Origin of the sequence: Candidatus Palauibacter sp. (assembly GCF_965237495.1) — a bacterium.
Lineage (GTDB): Bacteria > Gemmatimonadota > Gemmatimonadetes > Palauibacterales > Palauibacteraceae > Palauibacter.
On the sequence record NZ_OZ250143.1, the window covers coordinates 2,628,288 to 2,646,860 of the forward strand.

Sequence of the window (18,573 nt, forward strand, 5' to 3'; positions counted from 1 at the left end):
CAACGAAATGTCTCACGGTGCGAACGGCCGGTATTCCACCAACGAGGAACGCCCGACGATATCGACGATGGTCACGGACAGCTCGGCGCCAAAGGCGTCCGTAAGTCTTATTGGTTTGCCGAGCCGAAAGCTCACCGGCTGCTGCCGTCCCTCTTCGATAGCGATGTTGTCCGCGTACAGACAGGTCCGGTTGGAAGTGTCGAGTATCGGGTTCAACCGCCCCCGCAAGCCGGGGAGGTGGCCAGTGCTCTTGGAGAATATGGCCGAGCCCCCGTCCGAGAGGGCCGTGAGTTCCAACAGCAGGCCACCTTGGCTTGGTATCCACTCCCGTTCGAGTCCCGCGACATAACCGCGTGCGGCGGCGTAGACGGTCATCGGCAGATGGGTCGTGTACAGGTCGAGATCCGCCTCGCCATTCTCGTCGGTGGTTGCCCTTTGCCATGTCTTGTTCGGAAAGAGCGCGAGCACCTCGACGCCGGGCAGCGGTTCGCCTTCCGAGTGCACCGTAACCGTGGCGTGGGCGGGAGCAAGTTCGAGTTTGGCCGCCGGGATGACCAGGACCAGGCTTGAGTCGTTGACCACCTTGTAGTCCGGCAGGGCACCGGCAGCCTCCCGCGTCTCCTTGAGGATGATCGAGACACCGTCCCCCCGACGTTCCATCAAATACCGCCGATGCTCCGCCCCGGGGACATCGCTGACCGGGATTCGCCCGAACACCGAAGCGATCACTTCGTTGCGTGTCGCCTGGCTTTCCGCCATGCCTTCCAGGGTCATCCCGTTGGGAAGCTGACCAGGCGAGTCGATCTCGAGGCGGTCGCTGAACATCGAAAGCCTGATGCGCCGCGAGGCAATGGAGTAGTCTCGGTGCGCAACCGCGTTGACAACAGCTTCGAATACCGCGGCCGTGCTGTATTGTGGAACGTTCTCTCGCGCCGGCGTTTTGCGAGCCGCCACACGCATGTTGCGGACGACGAACTTCACTGCATCGGCGATCTGGCCTGGCAGCGGACCGGCGATTTCCTGGGTGTCCAACTGTCCGAATGCGCGATCCTTTCCCTGATAGCGGGTCGCCACGATGGCCGCCTGCGGCAACCACTCCCGAGGCGACTTGGCGCAAAGCAGCACGCCGGCGACCGTGGCTCGATCCACCTCTGCTTCATCGGTTGCCAGGAGGCGAAGGCTCATCAGTCCCCGGCGCGGGTCGGCCGCTCCAGCGACGCTGAGCAGCGGCTCCCAGAGGTGTTCGCTGAGCGTCTCGAAGCCCGTCTGCGGTACGACCTGTTGGTCATGCCAAAGGTAGCGGCGCTGTGCGCGCCTCTGCGCCAGTCGCAAGCGTTCGTCACCCGAGAGCCGGCGCTTGGCCGCACCAACTCGTATGAACGCACGTCCGGACCGTTCGTGAACGGCGTCGCCCCGCGACACCTGAACGAGCATGAACGCTTTGCCGTCAAGTTCTCGATGGTGGACATCAATACGCAAAGCAGGTTCCACCGCATCCCTGCTTACTTCGACCAGCAAGGTGCCGAGAGCCCCCATCTGCGCCGCGGACATTCCCTGAATCCGGCCGTCGTCGGTAACGCCGCAGAGCAGTATGCCGCCGTTCGAGTTGGCGAAGGCGGCCATCTCATCCGCCAGATCGTCACGCCGGGGACTCGTCGGGCGGTCCCCGCTGAACTCGATCTGTTTGAACTCCCAGCCGCTATCCTCACCTAGACGCAGGCGCTTCCGAAGCTCGGAGTCAGCGATGGTCACGATTTGCCTCCAGGCGGGCCATCCCGTGGTCCGACCCTCTCGCATATCGAAACGCCCGCCCTCCCGGCGAAGGTTTCGGACAGTTCATCATGAATCTTGTCTGCAAGAGCCTCGACCTGCTTCAGGTGGGCTGCGTTTCGCCCTGCTCCCACTCCCGACAACCACTTGAACTTCGCGACCGGGTCTTCAGGCGCAATTGCGGAGCACTCGCGCGCCCACCGAACCAGGACGGGATTGACGGGGGCCGGCGTCATGCGCGCGCTCCCGTCAGTTTCTGGGCGTCGTCAACGCGGATCTCACCCGAAATGAGCTTGGGGAGAAGGGTGTCGCGAAGAGCGGCGAGGGTGCGAGCTTCTCGCTGATTTGCTTTCAGTCGGTTCAGCAATGGCGCCGTTAATGAGGAGAACGCGAGTCGCACCTGCGCGTCGGGCAGTGCAACCGCGGTGTCCAGGACGGCTCTCGGCCTGACGGCTGGATACGCACCTCCGTCCGCGAGGTGAGCGAGACGTTGGATGGCATCATGGGAAGTCGCCGCGCACCAAACGATTTCCCGCTCAGTCGCGTTCACAGGGCGCAGCACAGCAAAGCCAGTGCTCGCGGTGAGGCCACCTCGGTCGACGAGCGCGAAAGACCCGTTAGCTGGTCGAACCGTGCCCACGATCGTGTCCCCGCGGCGCAGCACTCGGCGAGCGCGGCTAGGTGCGTTGGCCCACATGTATTTCTGAATGTCATCGATGTAGCCCCACTTCGTGTTCGCCAAGTCCACATACAGGATACGGTCTGGCGCGTTTCGGTGATTCCATGACTCAGGATTGAGAAGCGCGACATCGGCAAGCGTACTCGCGCACCACCCCTCCGGAATCTCGCCCATCTCGGAATCCACGAGCCGGTCGGGGAACAGATCGGCGATGTCTTGGGGCAATCCCGTGTCACGACCCTCCGTCTTCGCGCGGACCGGATCGAAATCGACGAACCAGGACTTGAACAACGCACGTGCCATCGCCTCCAGCGTTGCGTTCATACGCTGGTTCAGCTCGACCTTGTCGTCCAGCGTGCCGAGGATGTGGGCGATGGCTCGTTGCTCAGAACGAGGAGGGACAGCAAGTTCTCGCGGATAGACGGCAGCACGTGTCGTGGACGGGATCGGCGACCCGTCGTCAATCTCGCCCAGCTTGTAGTGCTTGATAGCGTAAAGGAGCCAACGCATATCATGTCCAGCCTTGGACACAACATAATACGCGGTGTCGATCACAAAAAACGGGTTGGCCGAGTACTCGACTCCGCGATAGGCGCCTTTGCGGCCGAGAACAACTCCCGGACCTGCCACCAGGGCCTCGTCAGTCCATCCGATTGGACCATTGGAGCCAAAGACGCGATAGTGGCCTGCGCCTGCGTCGTAATCCCTGAGCGCCTTGCCATATTCGAGCGCGATCTCCTCGCCCCATGTTGACGCCCGCCACTCATCGGGGGCTGGCCGCCGGCTTGGTGCCGCCAAAGTAACGTGCCCCTCGTCAATTCGCCTGCGAAAAGACACCGGCACCTCATCCCAAACGAACAGATCCACACGGAACGGCAGAACGCTTTCCTCGAACGCCCCCCGCAGCGCCTCGACCTGCTTTCGTTGTTCCCGTGTCGTGAAGACCACCAGATCGAGGTCGGACTCCGGCCGTGAGGTCCAGTTGGCGCGCGAACCGTAGACCCAGGCCTCTGTGTCCGGCAGGTAGCGTTCCAGCAAGGCCAGAATCGTCCGGCGCTGCTGACTGGTGATGTCGATGGTTTGTTCTAGTCCCATGTCTTCCCGGTCATGGTTTGGTAGAGGCCGATTGCGTCGTCCACGAAATCCGGCACCAGCGCTAGGCAAGCTTGTGCCTTTTCACCGTCGTAGTCGTGGGAAGTGTCGGTCCGAGCATCAGCGTAACGCAGCCATTGTTCCAGAGGCGCGGAGAACAGGTCGTTCTCGTACCCGAGCCTGAGGACGGGCTTCGGGCTGTTGGGCGGGTCGGCGATGCCCAAATCCTGCCTCAGGTATCTCTTCAGCACCTTCCAAAGGCAGTCGTAGCAGATTTCGAAGCGCTGAATGACTGACTCGGCAATCCCTTCGCGGTCGAGGTCGGAAAGAGCGGGGTTGCCATGGCGGTAATTCTCAAGCTGCTCCTCCAAGCGCTTCAGGGAAAGTCGGAACTTGTCGTACTCGATCATGCGTCTCTCATCCTTTGTTCAGCCCGTGGCTGACCGCCGAAGCCCGAACCCCAACGCCTCCAGGTTCTCGGCGATGGCGGCCTCCAGCCGGGCGCCTTCGGCCTGCTGCTCACGTAGTGCGGCCACCAGCCGCGTCATCTTGTCCTCGAACGGCTCGCCGTCATCCTCCTGCGGCTCCACGCCGACGTAGCGACCCGGCGTGAGCACGTGGCTGTGCTTCCGTACCTCGTCCAGCGAGGCGCTCTTGCAGAAGCCGGGCACATCGGCGTAGCCGTCTCCTTCTTCTTCCGTCCGCCAGGCGTGGTAGGTGTCTGCGATCCGGGCGATGTCCTCGTCGGTCAGCTCGCGGTGCGTCCGGTCCACCATCCGGCCGAGCTTCCTCGCGTCGATGAACAGGATCTCGCCCTGACGCTGGCGCGCACGCGCCAGGAACCACAGGCAGGCGGGAATCTGGGTCGAGTAGAAGAGCTGGCCCGGTAGCGCGACCATGCAGTCGACCAGCTCTGCCTCGATCATGTTCTTCCGGATCTTGCCCTCTCCGGACTGATTCGACGACATTGAGCCGTTGGCCAGCACGAACCCCGCTATGCCCCTCGGTGCGAGGTGATGGACCATGTGCTGCACCCACGCGAAGTTCGCGTTCCCCTTCGGCGGGACGCCATGGCGCCAGCGCTTGTCTTCGGCCAGCCTCTCGCCGCCCCAGTCCGAAACGTTGAACGGGGGATTGGCGAGGATGAAGTCCGCCTTCAGGTCCGGGTGGCGGTCGTTGTGGAAGCTGTCCCCGTGAGCGATCTGCCCCCCGATCCCGCGTATGGCCAGGTTCATCTTGGCCAGCCGCCACGTCGTGTAGTTCGACTCCTGGCCGTAGATCGAGATGTCGCCGCGCGCCCTGCCGCCATTGCCGTTTCCGCTGGCGTGGGCACGAATGAACTCGATGGACTGGACGAACATGCCCGAGGATCCGCAGCAGGGATCGTAGACCCGCCCCCGGTAGGGTTCCAGCATCTCGACGAGCAGCTTGACGACGCAGCGGGGGGTGTAGAACTCGCCGCCCCTCTTGCCCTCGGCGCTGGCGAACTGTGAGAGGAAGTACTCGTACACGCGGCCGAGCACGTCTCGGGAGCGGGCTTCGGCGTCTCCAACGCGGATATTTCCGATCATGTCGATCAACTGGCCGAGACGCTGCTTGTCCAGAGCGGGCCGTGCGTAGTCCTTGGCCAGCACCTCCTTCAGCGCGGGGTTGTCACGCTCGATCGCCGCCATGGCCCGGTCGACGGTCTGGCCGATGGTCGCCTGCCGCGCCCGGGCCTTAAGGTGCGGCCAGCGGGCCTCGGGCGGCACCCAAAAAATGTTCTCCGCGATGTACTCATCACCGTCCTCCGCAGCCTCTTCCCCCCACTCGGCCAGCACCGCCGCGTGGTGCTCCTCGAAGGCGTCCGAGATGTACTTCAGAAAGATGAGCCCGAGCACGACGTGCTTGTACTCGGCCGCATCCATCGAGCCGCGGAGGGCATCGGCCATCGCCCACAGCTCGGCTTCGTGGCCTGTCGTTGCGCCGCTATCAGTGGGCTTGGTTGCCATCTTCGTCGCTGTCTTTATTCCCACCGCCCCGGGGCGGATCCCGGGAGCCGGATCGCAGCGAAGATACGACACATGTCACGCCACCGTACACCTCGTCGAGGCAGGCTCCTGCAGCCAAAACGCACTGCGACCGACCGCCGATGAGGCCCTCGGGGAACAGTCGAGCGTCTGTTGCGCTCCGAAGTCCGGCTGCTATCCCCCGGACGCACCCTCCACCGCCGCCAGCGTCGCGCCCTCCTCCTCGTCCACCCGTAGGAGTAGCAGCAGCCCCGCGGCGAGGAACACGATGATGGAGGCGATGGCCCAGCGATGGCTGCCCGTGGCGCCGAGAATGAGCCCGTAGGAGAGCGGTCCCAGCACCGATGCCAACCGGCCCGAGAAGGCGTAGAAGCCGAACAGTTCGCCCTGCTTGCTCCTGGGCACGAACGACGCGAGCAGCGCGCGGCTCGCGGCCTGGTTGGGGCCCACCATGAGACCCAGGAGGATGGCCGCGGCCCAGAACACGCCGAGTGTTCGGGCGAAGAAGGCGAGAGCCGTCGCCACCATCAGGAGCACCAGCGTGATCGCGATCGTGCGCTTTCCGCCGATCCGATCCTGGACGAACCCGAAGCCGATCGCGCTCGCGCCCGCCGTCGCGTTCACGACGATGCCGAGGACGAGGAGGTCGGCCGTTTCCATCCCGAACTCGGCCGCTGCGTAGATCGCGGCCATCGTGAAGGCCGTCGTCAGGCCATCGTTGTACACGAGGCGGGCGATGAGGAGCCGGATCGCCTGGCGGTAACGCCGCAGGTCGCGGGCCGTCTCGCCGATGCGGCCGAAACCCATCCGAACGTAGGTGCCGAACGAGGCTCGGCGGCGGGGCTGCCGTTCCCGGAGGTAGAGGAAGGTCGGAATCGAGAACGCGAGCAGCCAGCCGGCGGCGAGGAGGTTCGTGGCGCGCACGTTGAGGCCGCCCGTCTCCGGCAGCCAGGAAGTCACCATCCCCAGAGCCAGGATGAGACAGAGCAGGCCGCCGAAGTATCCGAGGCCCCAGCCCAGGCCCGATATCCGTCCCATGTTCTCGCGCGTCGAGAGTTCCGGCAGGAACGCGTTGGCGAGGGACTGCAGCGACTCGTAGGCCACGCTGGCCCCCACGAAGACCAGCGCGGCGATCCACGCATCGCCCGGTCCCATGCGGAACAGGCCCGCGGTGAGGGCGACGCAGACCGCCGTGGCGATGAGCAGAAAGCGCTTCTTGAGGCCGCCGAAATCCCCCACTGCCCCCACGACCGGCATGATGAGCGCGGTGATGATCGCCGAGGCGTTGACCGCCCGCGTCCACCAGATCGCGCCTTCGATGGGGTCGGTGGCGATTGACCGCGCGTAGTAGGCGGAGAAGATGAACGTCACGACGAGCGTCCCGAACGCCGAGTGGGCGAAGTCGTACATCGCCCACGAGACGATCTCCCGCCGCTCGACGGGCGGGGTCTGCGAATTGGCGTTCACGCGGCGGCGGCCTTTCGGGGCGGACGGGGGGTCCCGTCTGGAAGGCACAAGGTTACGGTCTCCGCAAGGCATCGCGCGACCCGTCGGTTTGTCCCGAACGCAGGGCGCGGGGTAGGTTTGCGGGAGTGCCGCTCCCGGAAGCGGCGTCCCCGTATGAGGCGGAAGAGCCGGGAGATTCACATGTCCACACATACAGGCGCGAGCGCGAAATCCCACGTCAGCGAAGCCGAGGCCCGGAAGGTCGCCGAGGCGGCGCGCGAGACCGACTGGAGCGGGCGCACCTTCGTCCGGAACCTGTTCCTCGGGAAGTTCCGGCTCGACGCGATTCACCCCTATCCCGACCCCGACGACTTCATCTCCGAGCGCGCCCGCGCGTGGACGGAGGACCTCCGCGTCTTCCTGCGGGACGAGGTGGATTCGGACGGCATCGACCGCGACGGCAAGATCCCGCCGTCGGTCGTCCGGGCGCTCGCCGAGCGCGGCGCCTTCGGCATCAAGGTGCCGCAGAAGTACGGCGGCCTCGGGTTCAACCAGACGGAGTACGCGAACGCGATGCGGGTCGTCGGCTCCGTGGACGGCAACCTCGTCGCCCTCCTCTCCGCCCATCAGTCGATCGGCGTCGGCCAGCCGCTCAAGATGTTCGGCACGAAAGCCCAGAAGGAGGCGTACTTCCCTCGCCTCGCGAAGGGGGCCGTCAGCGCCTTCGCGCTCACCGAGAACGATGTGGGGTCGGACCCGGCCCGGCTCACGACGTCCGCCGATCGCACGGAGGACGGGGACGCCTTCATCCTCAACGGCGAGAAGCTGTGGTGCACCAACGGCACCCTGGCCGAACTCTACGTCGTGATGGCGCGCCACCCCGACACCGGGCGCATCTCCGCCTTCATCGTCGAGCGCGACTGGCCGGGAGTCGAGGTCGTGAAGCGCTGTCACTTCATGGGGCTCCGGGCGCTCGAGAACGGGATCATCCGTTTCACGAACGTGCGTGTACCGGCCGAGAACATCCTCTGGAAAGAGGGGAACGGGCTCAAGCTCGCACTGATAACGCTGAACACGGGCCGGCTGACGATCCCCGCCTCATCGGTGGGCGGGGCACAGGCCGCGCTCGAGGCGTGCCGGCGGTGGTGCAACGACCGCATCCAGTGGGGCGTGCCGGTCGGAAAACACGAGACGATCGCGCACTACCTGACCTCGATGGCGACGCGGACCTACACCATGTCCGCGATCGCGGACCTCGTGCAGTCTATGGCGGACCGGGGCGGCTACGACATCCGGCTCGAGGCCGCCATGGCGAAGCTCTGGAATACGGAGACGGGCTGGCAGCTCGTCGACGACGCACTGCAGGTGCGGGGCGGCCGCGGGTATGAGACCGCCGACTCGCTCACGGCGCGCGGGGAGGAACCCGTCGCGGTCGAGCGCTGGCTGCGCGACTTCCGCATCAACCGGATCTTCGAGGGCTCGAGCGAGATCCTGCGCCTGTTCATGGCCCGCGAGGCGGTCGACCGCCACCTCCAGATCGCGGGAGATCTCGTCGACCCGCGACTGGGGTTCGGCGCCAAGCTCAAGGCCCTGCCGCGGGCGGCGTGGTTCTACGCCACCTGGTATCCGACGACGTGGATCGGGTGGAGCCTGCCGCCGCGCTTCGCGAGCCACGGGCGCCTCGCGAAGCACCTGCGCTTCGTAGAGCGCAGGAGCCGCAAGCTGGCGCGGACAATCTTCCACCTCATGCTGCGCCACGGGCCGGGGCTCGAGCGCCGCCAGGGGCTCCTCTTCCGCTGCATCGACATCGGCGCGGAGATGTTCGCGATCGCGGCCGCCGTTACGCGGGCCGACATGCTGCGCCGCCGCGAGGGGGACGAGGCCCGGGAGGCCGCCCGCCTCGCGGACTCGTTCGCCGCCGAGTCACGCCGCCGCGTGGACGAACTCTTCCGCCGCATCCGCTCGAACCACGACGCGGCCGACTACCGCATTGCCCAGGACATCATGGCCGGCGACTTCACCTGGATGGAGCGCGACATCGTCGGCCTGCAGAAGGCCCAGCTCGAGGCGTGGAAGGGCACGCCCGCGGATGACGCCATGGAGGACGACGCGTCGGACGGGGCGGCCGCCTCGGAGGTTGATGACGCCGCGGAGCCCCGACCCGAGCAGGCCGCGGCACGAGGCGGCGTCTTTTAGGACCGCCGGAGATCCCATGCGCGCCAATAAAACGAATCGTCTGCCTCGCGAACTCGCGAACACTCCATGGTCGCTGCGTGGCCGGACCGGAGTTCGGCTCGTAACCCTCCATCGTGGATTCAGCCCGTCAGCGCCCGCCCGGACGAAGAGTATCGGAGTATGAACGCCAGTACATGAGTGGCAGCGATCCCCGGCACCACGGACGAACTGACCCGCGAGGCGTACATGATCCAAGGTGCGCGCATCGCGTACACTCGCGGGGAACGATCCTCTGAAGCTGCTGTGCGCGGCTTGGCGCGTGCCTCGTTCGAGCGTGTACCCGCTGCGCTCGGCACCTGGAGGTGCGGAGCAGCCGGGCAAGCGCGGTCCGAAGACGGCGCTGAGCGACGAGGAACTGGTCGCGGAGATCCGGACGGCGCTGTCGGAGTGACCGGCTTGTTCGACTGGATCGAGGTCGACGGGCGGACGGGTGATGCACCGGCCGGGTTTGACCCGGCAGCTCCGTTGAATGTCGTGCTCTCCAACCGCATCCACTAGCGGCGACCCGCAGCTGAGGGGAGGCTGGTTTTCTGCTCCGGCGGGGGGGAGCCGCCCCCGACTCTACCAGGTGCTGAGGGGCGTCATTGCTGCCGTCAGGGTGGGTGCCCGGTCGAGAAACTTCTTCCCCCTCCAACTCCGTCCGCGCGGGGGCGCGTGTGTGGGTGTCTCGCGTCGTTTCAAGAGAGAGGCGTTTGTGCCCACCGGGCCGCGGCATACCGCTGTCCCGCAACGTAAAGGTGGCGGGGGACAGCAGGGCCGTTTACCCCACTGGGCGGGGCCGTAGCGCCTTGGCCGAGGGTGTGACAGCGAGGGTGACAGCGTGACAGATCATCGCCCGTCTCGACCCGCTCGGCGCGGTGACTTGCCCCTCGCGAGGCGTTCGGCGGGGCGTTCGTGTTCCGGTCCGGGGAAATGCGACGAATCGGGAACCTCGAAACCGACTCCGCCCCTCCGTGTATCAGTCAACATCAGGCCAGTAGGCCCGATTTGACATAGAGGAAGCGGAAGGAGTGACTACCATGAATACGTCCACCAAGTACCCGACGACCACCCTGACCCTGACCCTTGCCATGATCTTGCTTGCCGCTTGCGACAACGAAGTCATTGCCCCGTACACAGTGCTCTCCCCAACTCCGGCGACCGACGCGGCGGCCGAAGCCTCGCGGCCTGCGTCCGCACAATCCTTCGGTCCCGAGGCGCTGGCGGGAGCCTCCGGCCGGTTCAGCATCGGTGTCTTGCCGATCGTCCCGGAGGCCCGGCCGTTCCAGTCGGCAATCTGGCACGCGGCGAGACGCTGGACGGAGATCCTGCGAGAAACGGAGTTGCCCGATGTCTTCATCCCGGATCCTGCGATCGTGGGCGCGGGGCTCGTCCGGGAGGGCGGCCGTAGCCGGGCCGTGGAGGCCTTGACGATAGTGAGATCATAGTTTCGGACTATGGAAAAGCACCGCCCGGGGCCCTACGTTCAGAGGGACTGAACAAGAGTTCACCCCGGAACGGAGGACACCCGAATGGTGCGTGGAAACGACTATACCGGACCGCGCCCGCACGTGCAAGGATCGGCGGCCGCGCTGAGGGTCCGCGGGGGCGGCGGGCGGATCACCGACGCGGGCGGCCTCGTCGTGGTTCGGAAGCTGTGGGACGCGCTGGGGCTGGGCGGCTGGATCGACCGGCGGAGCGGGAACGTCCCCGGCCGCTACCGGCCATCGCTCATGGTCGAGTCGTGGGTGGTGCTGCTCCTGTACGGCGGCGGGGCGATGGACGACCTGCCGCTTCTGGAGCGGCGGGGCGTGCGCCGCATCTTCGGCTGGGCGCGGGTGCCGCACCCGGCCACGTTCGGGCGCTGGTTGCGGGGTTCGGCGGCCGTGCTGTCGCCGCTTCTGGACGAGCTGTTGTGGCGGATGGTGCGGCGGCGCTGGGAGCTGGCCGGCGGGGCGCCCCGGTCGGCGACGATCGTCATGGACTCGACCGTCGTGGTGCGCTACGGGCTGAAGCAGGCCGGGGCGGAGCGGGGCTACAACCCGAAGAAGCGGGGCCGCCCCTCGCACCACCCCCTTCTGGCCTACGTCCTGGAGACGGGCGACTGCCTCGGGGTGCGCTGGCGGCCGGGGGGCGCGCACACGGCCCGGGGGGCGGAGGCGTGGCTGGCCGAGCTGGTGGCCCGCCTGAGGGGGGCGGGGGTGCGGCGGATCACCGTGCGGCTGGACAAGGGGTTCTTCTCCAAGTCCATCGCGCGGCGCATGGAGGAGCTCGGCGTGTCCTATCTGCTCAAGGTGCCGCGGCACGCCTGGCTCGACGGCTTCCGGGGCGCCTGGGAGACCGCCGCCCGGGACGAGGCCGGGGACCGGGAACTGAGGACGGCCTCCGGCGAGCTGTGGGGGACGCGGCTTCTCTCGGTCGAGAGGCGGAGACGGGTCGGGCCGGACGAGGGAGAACTCGATCTCGCGGCGTGGGAGACCACGATGAGCGCCGACGTTCTGACCAACATCGGGAGCATCGGCCCCGTCGAGGCGTGGCGCGCCTACAACGCGGGCGCGGTCGTCGAGCAGCGGATCGAGGAGCTGGGCCAGCTCTCGGCCGGCCGCACCGCGGTGGACGACCTCGGCGGCAACGCCCTGCTGTGGAGCCTCGCCGTGCTCGCCTACCAACTCCTCCACATCCTGCGCGCGAACTTCCTCGGCGGCCGCTGGCGCGCCGTGCAGCCGCGCGGCATCCGGCTGCGCCTGCTGCGCGCCCCCGCCAGGATCACCTCCCACGCCCGCCGAACCTCGCTCGGGTTCGCGCGCGCCGAACCGGCCCTCGGCCTCCTGCGACCGGCGCTCCGGGCCATCGAGCGGGGTCTCCCGCCGCCCGCGCCCGCCTAAATCTGACCGGCCCCAACTCCGGCTTTCCGAAGGCGCCGCGCGGCGGCGCCCACTCCCCGTGTCTCCGCGAGCCGTTCGGGACCCCTCCCGAGCCCCGCCGGCCCTCCGCCGAGGCCCGGTCCGGCCCCGAAAACGCCACCGCCCGCGCCAAGTCGCCACAACCGCCGGTCATAATCGCCCTCAGGCCGCCCGACTATGCGCCAACGCAGGATCCGGGTTCATTCTCCACGGTCCGAAGCCCGACTGCCACGGAATCAATCTCGACGACATCGCCGGGGTGGTGGACGACCTGGTGATCACCGTCACGGTCATGCGCATCGACGGCGCGGGAGGGATTCTTGCCAGGGGGGGACCGTGCTGGGTTCGCCGGGAGGGTTCCCTGCCCTTTCTCGGGATCATGGTCCTGGACGCGGCTGACATTCAGGATCTTGACGCGGCAGAGCTGACAGAGCTGTTCGTCCACGAAACCGGGCACATCCTTGGGATCGGCCCGTTGTGGGGCACCTTTGGCCGGCTCCAGTCCCCCTCTCTCTACTCGCCAGGCACCGACACCCACTTCAACGGCCCATTGGCGGTCGCCGCCTTCAATGCGGCAGGCGGACGAGGATACCGGGGCGGCAAAGTTCCCGTTGAGAACCTCATGGGCCTTGGCTTTTCCGATATGCACTGGCGCGAATCAGTGCTCGGCTCCGAGTTGATGACACCGGTCCTCAGGAGCGACGAAGCCAACCCCTTGAGCGCGATCACGATTCAGTCCCTGGCGGATCTGGGCTACACGGTCGATACGGCGCTGGCCGACGCGTTCACCCTCCCGTCCGCGGACGCTGGTGCGGTGCCGGATGAAGCCGAGAGAGGGCGGACGATCCGTCTGGCCGGCGATCTGCTGACGGGCCCCTTGTTTGCTTTCGATCCTGACGGGCGCGTGGTGCAGATGCTTCGACGCTGACGACTCTTGGCTCAACTACGAGAAATGGAGCCAACTATTATAGCGCACCCGCTTTTTCCGGACACCCGTTTAGCAGGGTTCAAAAAGGGGGTACGGGGACGAGCTGAGGAAGCTCTTGCGGCGCGCGGGCGGGTGAGGCGGGTGAGTCCTTCGACGGGGCGGACGTATCCTCTGAAGCTGCTGTGCGCGGCTTGGCGCGTGCCTCGTTCGAGCGTGTACCCGCTGCGCTCGGCACCTGGAGACATGGATCGGCTGGAGCCTGCCGCCGCGCTTCGCGAGCCACGGGCGACTGGCGAAGCACCTGCGCTTCGTCGAGCGCAACAGCCGCAATCTGGCGCGGACGATCTTCCACCTCATGCTGCGCCACGGGCCGGGGCTCGAGCGCCGCCAGGGGCTCCTCTTCCGCTGCATCGACATCGGCGCGGAGCTGTTCGCGATCGCGGCCGCCGTCACGCGGGCCGACATGCTTCGCCGTCGCCGCGGGGACCAGGCCCGCGACGAGGCCCGGGAGGCCATGCGCCTCGCCGACTCGTTCGCGGCCGGCTCACGCCGCCGCGTGGGCGAACTCTTCCGCCACATCCGCTCGAACCACGACGCGGCCGACTACCGCATTGCCCAGGACATCATGGCCGGCGACTTCACCTGGATGGAGCGCGACATCGTCGGCCTCCAGAAGGCCCAGCTCGAAGCCTGGAAGGGCCCGGCGCCGGAGCTGTCGTCCGACGGGTCCGACGGGAGCGCCCATGCCCGCCGGACCCGACGAGTCGCGGAGGTCCAGACCCAAGTCGTTTAGCGGGTCAGCCGGCCGGGCCGGGAACAGCCTCCACTTCGATTTCAGCCTCGTGGCCGCACAGCGCGCCGGAGAGGACTCCGGCCACGGATGGCTCCGTGCTGGAGAGGTCCGGCTCGCCGCTCAGAACCAGGTCTATGTCGCAGGATCCGGACCGGTCGTCGAGCTGCCAGTCCAGTCGGCCTGTCACCGAGCCCTCGATGCTGAAATGCTCGAAGAAGCCGGCGAGGACGAAGGCGCCCCGTTCGCGGACCTCCGGCGCGCCGTCCACGGTGAACTGCAGTCCCCCGCTCGAGAACTGGCATCCGGCGGGTGCGGCGGTGAAGTCCCACGCCAACCTCAGCGTGTCCGCCACCGACTCGTCCACAAACATCACCGTGCGCCGGAGCTGTCCCCCGAGCGGACACGCCACCACGATGCTGTCCTCGGAGGCGTGAATGATCCGGGGAGCAGTGTCCTGCTGAATCACCCTCATCCCCTCGAACAGCGCCTCGGCCTCGGTCATCGTGAGCGGCGTGTCGTCGGGCTCCGTCGTGCCGTCTCCGCAGCCGACCGCGAGAGCTAGGAGCCCGCCGACGAGGACTCCCCATGCCGCATCCATCTTTCGTCTGAACACCATCTATGCCTCCCGGTTCGAGTCTGTGTGCTTCCTCTTGAACTGCCGGGCGAGCCGCGCTCCGGCAACCTGTCACCGTACCCTCGCTCGAGCCCCCGCCCGGCAGCGTAGCCGCCCCAGGGGTCCGTTTATGGCGTCGAGCGGTGGCTCACGAAGTCGCGAGGCGTCAGCACTCGGGCTGCCTCCGGCGCGTTCTCGACGAGGAGACGATCTCCGGTGATGAGGTGGCTTTGGGCCCTGCTGCCGAACAGGGCCCAAAGGTGGTTGTCGCCTGGATCCGGAGCGGTTTCGCCGATCACGGGTTCGCACCAGATCGCATTCGCGGTCAACTCCGCGAGCAACTGGTCGATCTCGGCATCCGTTCGGCGGTGGAGACGCACGAGGCGGGGACGACGCAGCACGGACGCGTACTCGGTGAGGAGGTCGCTGGACATCAGGTAGAGGAGGCTGCCATCGAGCATCGCCTCCAGGACCTGTGCCGGCGGACTCTTCGGATCAGATCCGATCATCGCCGAGACGATCACGTTCGTGTCCACGACGAACACGGCGGGCGTCACGAGACGGCTTCCTCACCCGCGGTTGCGTCGATCAATCGGCCGCGGCTACCGACCCTCGCGATGAAGTCGCGTCTCCCTGACCGCCGCGGCCATGGCTTCCTCAGCGCTCAGTTCAGCGCTCGAGCGGGCTCGGGCGACGATCTCCCTGGCCGAGTCCATGGGTTGGATGCCCCTCAACTCGAGGCTCTCTTCGATGATCGCGCCCATGGAACGGCCTTGCCTGGCGGAGGCCTCCCTCAGAGCTCGGTGCGTTCGGGCACTCAGGCTGATCGTGAGTCGCGGCATGTTACTCAGCCCCGTTTGGTGTTTCCGACAAGTCACCATAACACCACCTCACCAGAGCGACAACTTCGGCCTTCAGGGCCTGAGTTCGCGCAGTCGTTTTCCGGCGCGCCAGATTTCCTGATCCGCCATGTCCTGGAGTTCGGCGTCCAGCCGCTCCCGGTAGTCCGGCCTCCCGTTCGCCTCGATCACGATTCTCGCCTCTTCGCCCGTGCGAACGCTCTCGTAGAGTTCGTCGAACAGCGGCGTCACGGCGTCACGGAACCGGTGCCGCCAGTCCAGCGCGCCTCTCTGCGCCGTCGTGGAACAGTTCCTGTACATCCAGTCCATGCCGTTCTCCGCCACGAGCGGCAGCAGGCTCTGGGTCAGTTCCTCGACCGTCTCGTTGAACGCCTCCGATGGCGAATGGCCATTCTTCCGCAGCACCGCGAACTGTGCCTCGAAGATGCCCGCGATCGCCCCCATCAGGACGCCGCGCTCGCCCGTCAGATCCGACCACACCTCCCTCTGGAAGTCCGTCTCGAAGAGAAAAGCGGAGCCGACGCCGATTCCCAGCGAGATGACCCTCTGCCTCGCGCGGCCCGTCGCGTCCTGGAAGATGGCGTAGCTCGAGTTCACGCCCTTGCCCTTCACGAACAGCCGTCGCAGCGAGAGGCCGGACCCTTTGGGGGCCACCAGCACGACGTCCACATCATGGGGCGGAATGATCCCGGTCTGCTCCCGGTAGGTCACGCCGAAACCGTGGGAGAAACCGAGGCACTTTCCCGGCGTGAGCTGCGCCCTGACTTCCTCCCAGCGCGAAATCTGACCCGCATCGGACAGCAGGTACTGGAGGATGGTGCCTTGTCGGGCCGCCTCTTCAAGCTCGAACAGCGTGTCCCCTTCGATCCAGCCATCGTCGATGGCCCTGTCCCACGAGGCGGAACCGCTCCGCTGTCCGACGATCACGCGGAATCCGTTGTCTCTCAGATTAAGCGCCTGCCCGGGCCCCTGAACCCCGTAGCCCAGCACGGCGATCGTCTCGCCCTCGAGACTCTTGCGCGCCTTCTCCAGGGGCCATTCGCCGCGCGTAACTACGGCTTCTTCCGCGTCACCGACACGTATCCTTGCCACAGGCCCTAACCCTCCTTGCGAGCGGCCGGTTGTCTTCAGCCGGCCTTTTCCGAGTTCACGGTCTCTTCCAACCTGCGATAGCAGATTCCAAACACGCCCACGCAGCCACCGATCCTCTTGACCGCGCGGCGTATGCTCTCCGGCCGGGCCCGCACGGTCAATACGTGCTTGTACGTGCCGCTGGACCGGCGGCGGCTGCAGGTGTAGCGCTCAATCTCGATCCGATGCCGGCCCATGGCCGCGATGAGACGCAGGAGCGAGCTGTTGTCGTTTTCCGACAGGGCCGTGACTGTATACTGAGCCTTCACGCCTCCCCCTTTCCGCATGGCAACTCCCGGTCCGATCCATCACCTCCGGGAGTGATCAGGACGATCGAGCATGACCGATCAAAGCGGGAGCGCACTATTCGAGACGAATCTCGGAACAGCTCGCTCCCGCCGGTACCATGGGAAAGACGTTTTCCTCACGCTCGACGACCACATCCAGAAGAAACGGTGATGCCGAGGACAGCATCTCGTCGATCGAGGCGTCGAGTTCAGTCCTCTCCGACACCCGTCTGCCCTTCATGCCGTACGCCGCGGCGATCGCCACGAAATCCGGATTCGAGAGCTCGGTCTGAGAATAGCGACGGCGGAAGAACAGTTCCTGCCACTGTCGAACCATTCCCAGATACCCATTGTTCAATATCATGATCTTGACGGGTATCTGTTCCTTGGCGATGGTTCCAAGCTCCTGCAACGTCATCTGGAAGCCCCCGTCTCCGATCACCGCGACCACGGGGCGATCCCGGCGCGCCAGTCCGACTCCCATCGCCCCCGGCAGGGCGAAGCCCATCGTGCCGAGGCCACCGGACGTGATGAAGGCGCCGCCGTCGCGACACCTGTAGTAGCGCGCGGCCGCCATCTGGTGTTGCCCCACGTCCGCGATGACGAGGGCTCGACCCTCCGTCCGTGAACAGAGCCGACCCATCACCTCGCTCATCCGGAGTTCGGGCGACGCGGGGTTCAGGTCGTTCTCGATCACGCGTTCCCGTTCGATCGCGTGGCAGGCGGTAAACTCGGCCAGCCATGCCGTGTGCGACGCGCTCCGCACCCGCGTCGTCATGGCGCCCAGGGCTTCTCTCGCATCGGCCAGGATCTCCACATCGGCGGGCACGTTCTTGCCGATTTCCGATGCGTCGATGTCCAGGTGGATGACCCTGGCCTGTCGCGCGTACCTGGCGAGGTCGCCCGTTACCCGGTCGTCGAACCGCATGCCGACCGCAATGAGCAGATCGCATTCGTTGGTCTTGATGTTGGGCCCATAGTTCCCGTGCATGCCCAGCAGCCCGACGTACAGCGGATGTTCGCTGGTCACGGCGCCCAGTCCCAGCAGGGTGCAGGCGAAGGGAAGTCCGGCCTTCTCCACGAACTGTCCGAGTTCGTTCTGCGCCCCCGACAACAGGACGCCCTGGCCTACGAGCACCAGCGGCCGCCGCGACCGGTCTATGAGCCGACACGCGGCCTCCACACGCTGCTCATCCAGGGTCGGGAGCGGTTCGTAGCCCCTGACCTCGTGCTCCTCCTCGTGCGGTCGATAGGCGAGGGTGCCGATCTGGGCATCTTTCGTGATGTCGATGAGGACGGGCCCCGGGCGTCCGCTCCGAGCCAGGTAAAGGGCCTTCGAGATCACCGCCGGGATCTCCTCGGGGTCGGTGATCTGATGGTTCCATTTCGTCAGCGGGGCGCTCACGGACATCACGTTCGTTTCCTGAAACGCGTCGGAGCCGAGGACGCTCGACGCGACCTGCCCGGTGATGCACACCACCGGCGTACTGTCCATCTGCGCATCGGCGATGCCCGTGAGAAGGTTCGTCGCGCCGGGGCCGGACGTGGCGATGCACACCCCCGTCCCTCCGGACGCGCGCGCATATCCCTCGGCGGCGTGTATCGATCCCTGCTCATGGCGCACCAGGACGTGGCGGATCTCATGACCGTGGTCGAAGAGAGCATCGTACACGGGCATGATCGCGCCGCCGGGATATCCGAACACTAGGCGTACGCCACCCTGCACGAGGGAGCGGACCAGGGCTTCCGCTCCGGACATCGTGTGCGTGGCCTGGCTGAGGTCTCGTTCCCAGCCGGGGGACGGGACCTCGCCCGTAGTGCGAACGGCAGTGATTTCGGGTTCCATCG

Annotated in this window: 17 protein-coding genes; 6 read left to right on the forward strand and 11 right to left on the reverse strand. The window is 66.5% G+C overall.

Annotated features, from left to right (window positions below):
* Positions 1-12: 12 nt before the first annotated feature.
* The 5 genes from ACPXY0_RS11525 to ACPXY0_RS11545 all read right to left on the reverse strand — a co-directional run bounded on the left by ACPXY0_RS11525 (position 13) and on the right by ACPXY0_RS11545 (position 7,017).
* The gene (locus ACPXY0_RS11525) at positions 13-1,752 is read right to left on the reverse strand and encodes an ATP-binding protein (RefSeq protein WP_423924664.1); all 1,740 of its coding nucleotides are present in this window, start codon (positions 1,750-1,752) and stop codon (positions 13-15) included.
* A gap of 250 nt (positions 1,753-2,002) precedes the next feature.
* Positions 2,003-3,544 carry a nucleotidyltransferase domain-containing protein gene (locus ACPXY0_RS11530; RefSeq protein WP_423924665.1) on the reverse strand — a complete coding sequence of 514 codons (1,542 nt, stop codon included), beginning with the start codon at positions 3,542-3,544 and terminating at the stop codon, positions 2,003-2,005.
* Positions 3,535-3,951: an HI0074 family nucleotidyltransferase substrate-binding subunit gene (locus ACPXY0_RS11535; RefSeq protein WP_423924667.1), complete on the reverse strand. Its 417-nt coding sequence runs from the start codon at positions 3,949-3,951 to the stop codon at positions 3,535-3,537. The genes ACPXY0_RS11530 and ACPXY0_RS11535 overlap by 10 nt, the downstream gene beginning before the upstream one ends.
* Before the next feature lie 18 nt (positions 3,952-3,969).
* Positions 3,970-5,532 carry a type I restriction-modification system subunit M gene (locus ACPXY0_RS11540; protein ID WP_423924669.1) on the reverse strand — a complete coding sequence of 521 codons (1,563 nt, stop codon included), beginning with the start codon at positions 5,530-5,532 and terminating at the stop codon, positions 3,970-3,972.
* A 192-nt stretch (positions 5,533-5,724) separates the two neighbouring features.
* Complete coding sequence (locus tag ACPXY0_RS11545) at positions 5,725-7,017, reverse strand: MFS transporter (RefSeq protein ID WP_423924671.1); 1,293 nt, start codon at positions 7,015-7,017, stop codon at positions 5,725-5,727.
* A 180-nt stretch (positions 7,018-7,197) separates the two neighbouring features.
* On the opposite strand from ACPXY0_RS11545, the gene ACPXY0_RS11550 reads away from it, so the two are divergent.
* From ACPXY0_RS11550 to ACPXY0_RS11575, 6 genes are all read left to right on the forward strand, one after another.
* Positions 7,198-9,192, forward strand: a complete 1,995-nt coding sequence (locus ACPXY0_RS11550) for an acyl-CoA dehydrogenase family protein (RefSeq protein WP_423924673.1) — start codon at positions 7,198-7,200, stop codon at positions 9,190-9,192.
* Between the two features lie 235 nt (positions 9,193-9,427).
* The gene (locus ACPXY0_RS11555) at positions 9,428-9,622 is read left to right on the forward strand and encodes a hypothetical protein (protein WP_423924675.1); all 195 of its coding nucleotides are present in this window, start codon (positions 9,428-9,430) and stop codon (positions 9,620-9,622) included.
* Positions 9,623-10,250: 628 nt separating this feature from the next.
* Positions 10,251-10,658, forward strand: coding sequence for a hypothetical protein (locus tag ACPXY0_RS11560; RefSeq protein WP_423924677.1), 408 nt, complete (start codon positions 10,251-10,253; stop codon positions 10,656-10,658).
* An 84-nt stretch (positions 10,659-10,742) separates the two neighbouring features.
* Entirely contained in the window at positions 10,743-12,095 is a 1,353-nt protein-coding gene (locus ACPXY0_RS11565; RefSeq protein WP_423924679.1) for an IS1380 family transposase, read from the forward strand.
* A gap of 277 nt (positions 12,096-12,372) precedes the next feature.
* On the forward strand, positions 12,373-13,041 hold the full coding sequence (locus ACPXY0_RS11570; RefSeq protein ID WP_423924681.1) for a leishmanolysin-related zinc metalloendopeptidase: 669 nt from the start codon (positions 12,373-12,375) through the stop codon (positions 13,039-13,041).
* A gap of 355 nt (positions 13,042-13,396) precedes the next feature.
* Entirely contained in the window at positions 13,397-13,834 is a 438-nt protein-coding gene (locus ACPXY0_RS11575) for a hypothetical protein (protein ID WP_423924683.1), read from the forward strand.
* A 4-nt stretch (positions 13,835-13,838) separates the two neighbouring features.
* On the opposite strand, the gene ACPXY0_RS11580 is transcribed toward ACPXY0_RS11575, so the two are convergent.
* The 6 genes from ACPXY0_RS11580 to ilvB all read right to left on the reverse strand — a co-directional run bounded on the left by ACPXY0_RS11580 (position 13,839) and on the right by ilvB (position 18,571).
* Complete coding sequence (locus ACPXY0_RS11580; RefSeq protein WP_423924685.1) at positions 13,839-14,450, reverse strand: hypothetical protein; 612 nt, start codon at positions 14,448-14,450, stop codon at positions 13,839-13,841.
* A 125-nt stretch (positions 14,451-14,575) separates the two neighbouring features.
* Entirely contained in the window at positions 14,576-15,004 is a 429-nt protein-coding gene (locus ACPXY0_RS11585; protein ID WP_423924687.1) for a putative toxin-antitoxin system toxin component, PIN family, read from the reverse strand.
* Positions 15,005-15,049: 45 nt separating this feature from the next.
* A complete protein-coding gene (locus ACPXY0_RS11590) occupies positions 15,050-15,211 on the reverse strand; it encodes a hypothetical protein (protein WP_423924689.1) in 162 nt (53 codons plus the stop codon).
* Positions 15,212-15,361: 150 nt separating this feature from the next.
* Complete coding sequence (gene ilvC, locus ACPXY0_RS11595) at positions 15,362-16,399, reverse strand: ketol-acid reductoisomerase (RefSeq protein WP_423924691.1); 1,038 nt, start codon at positions 16,397-16,399, stop codon at positions 15,362-15,364.
* Positions 16,400-16,434: 35 nt separating this feature from the next.
* Positions 16,435-16,725: a hypothetical protein gene (locus ACPXY0_RS11600; protein WP_423924693.1), complete on the reverse strand. Its 291-nt coding sequence runs from the start codon at positions 16,723-16,725 to the stop codon at positions 16,435-16,437.
* Between the two features lie 76 nt (positions 16,726-16,801).
* Entirely contained in the window at positions 16,802-18,571 is a 1,770-nt protein-coding gene (ilvB, locus tag ACPXY0_RS11605; protein WP_423924695.1) for a biosynthetic-type acetolactate synthase large subunit, read from the reverse strand.
* Positions 18,572-18,573 lie beyond the last annotated feature (2 nt).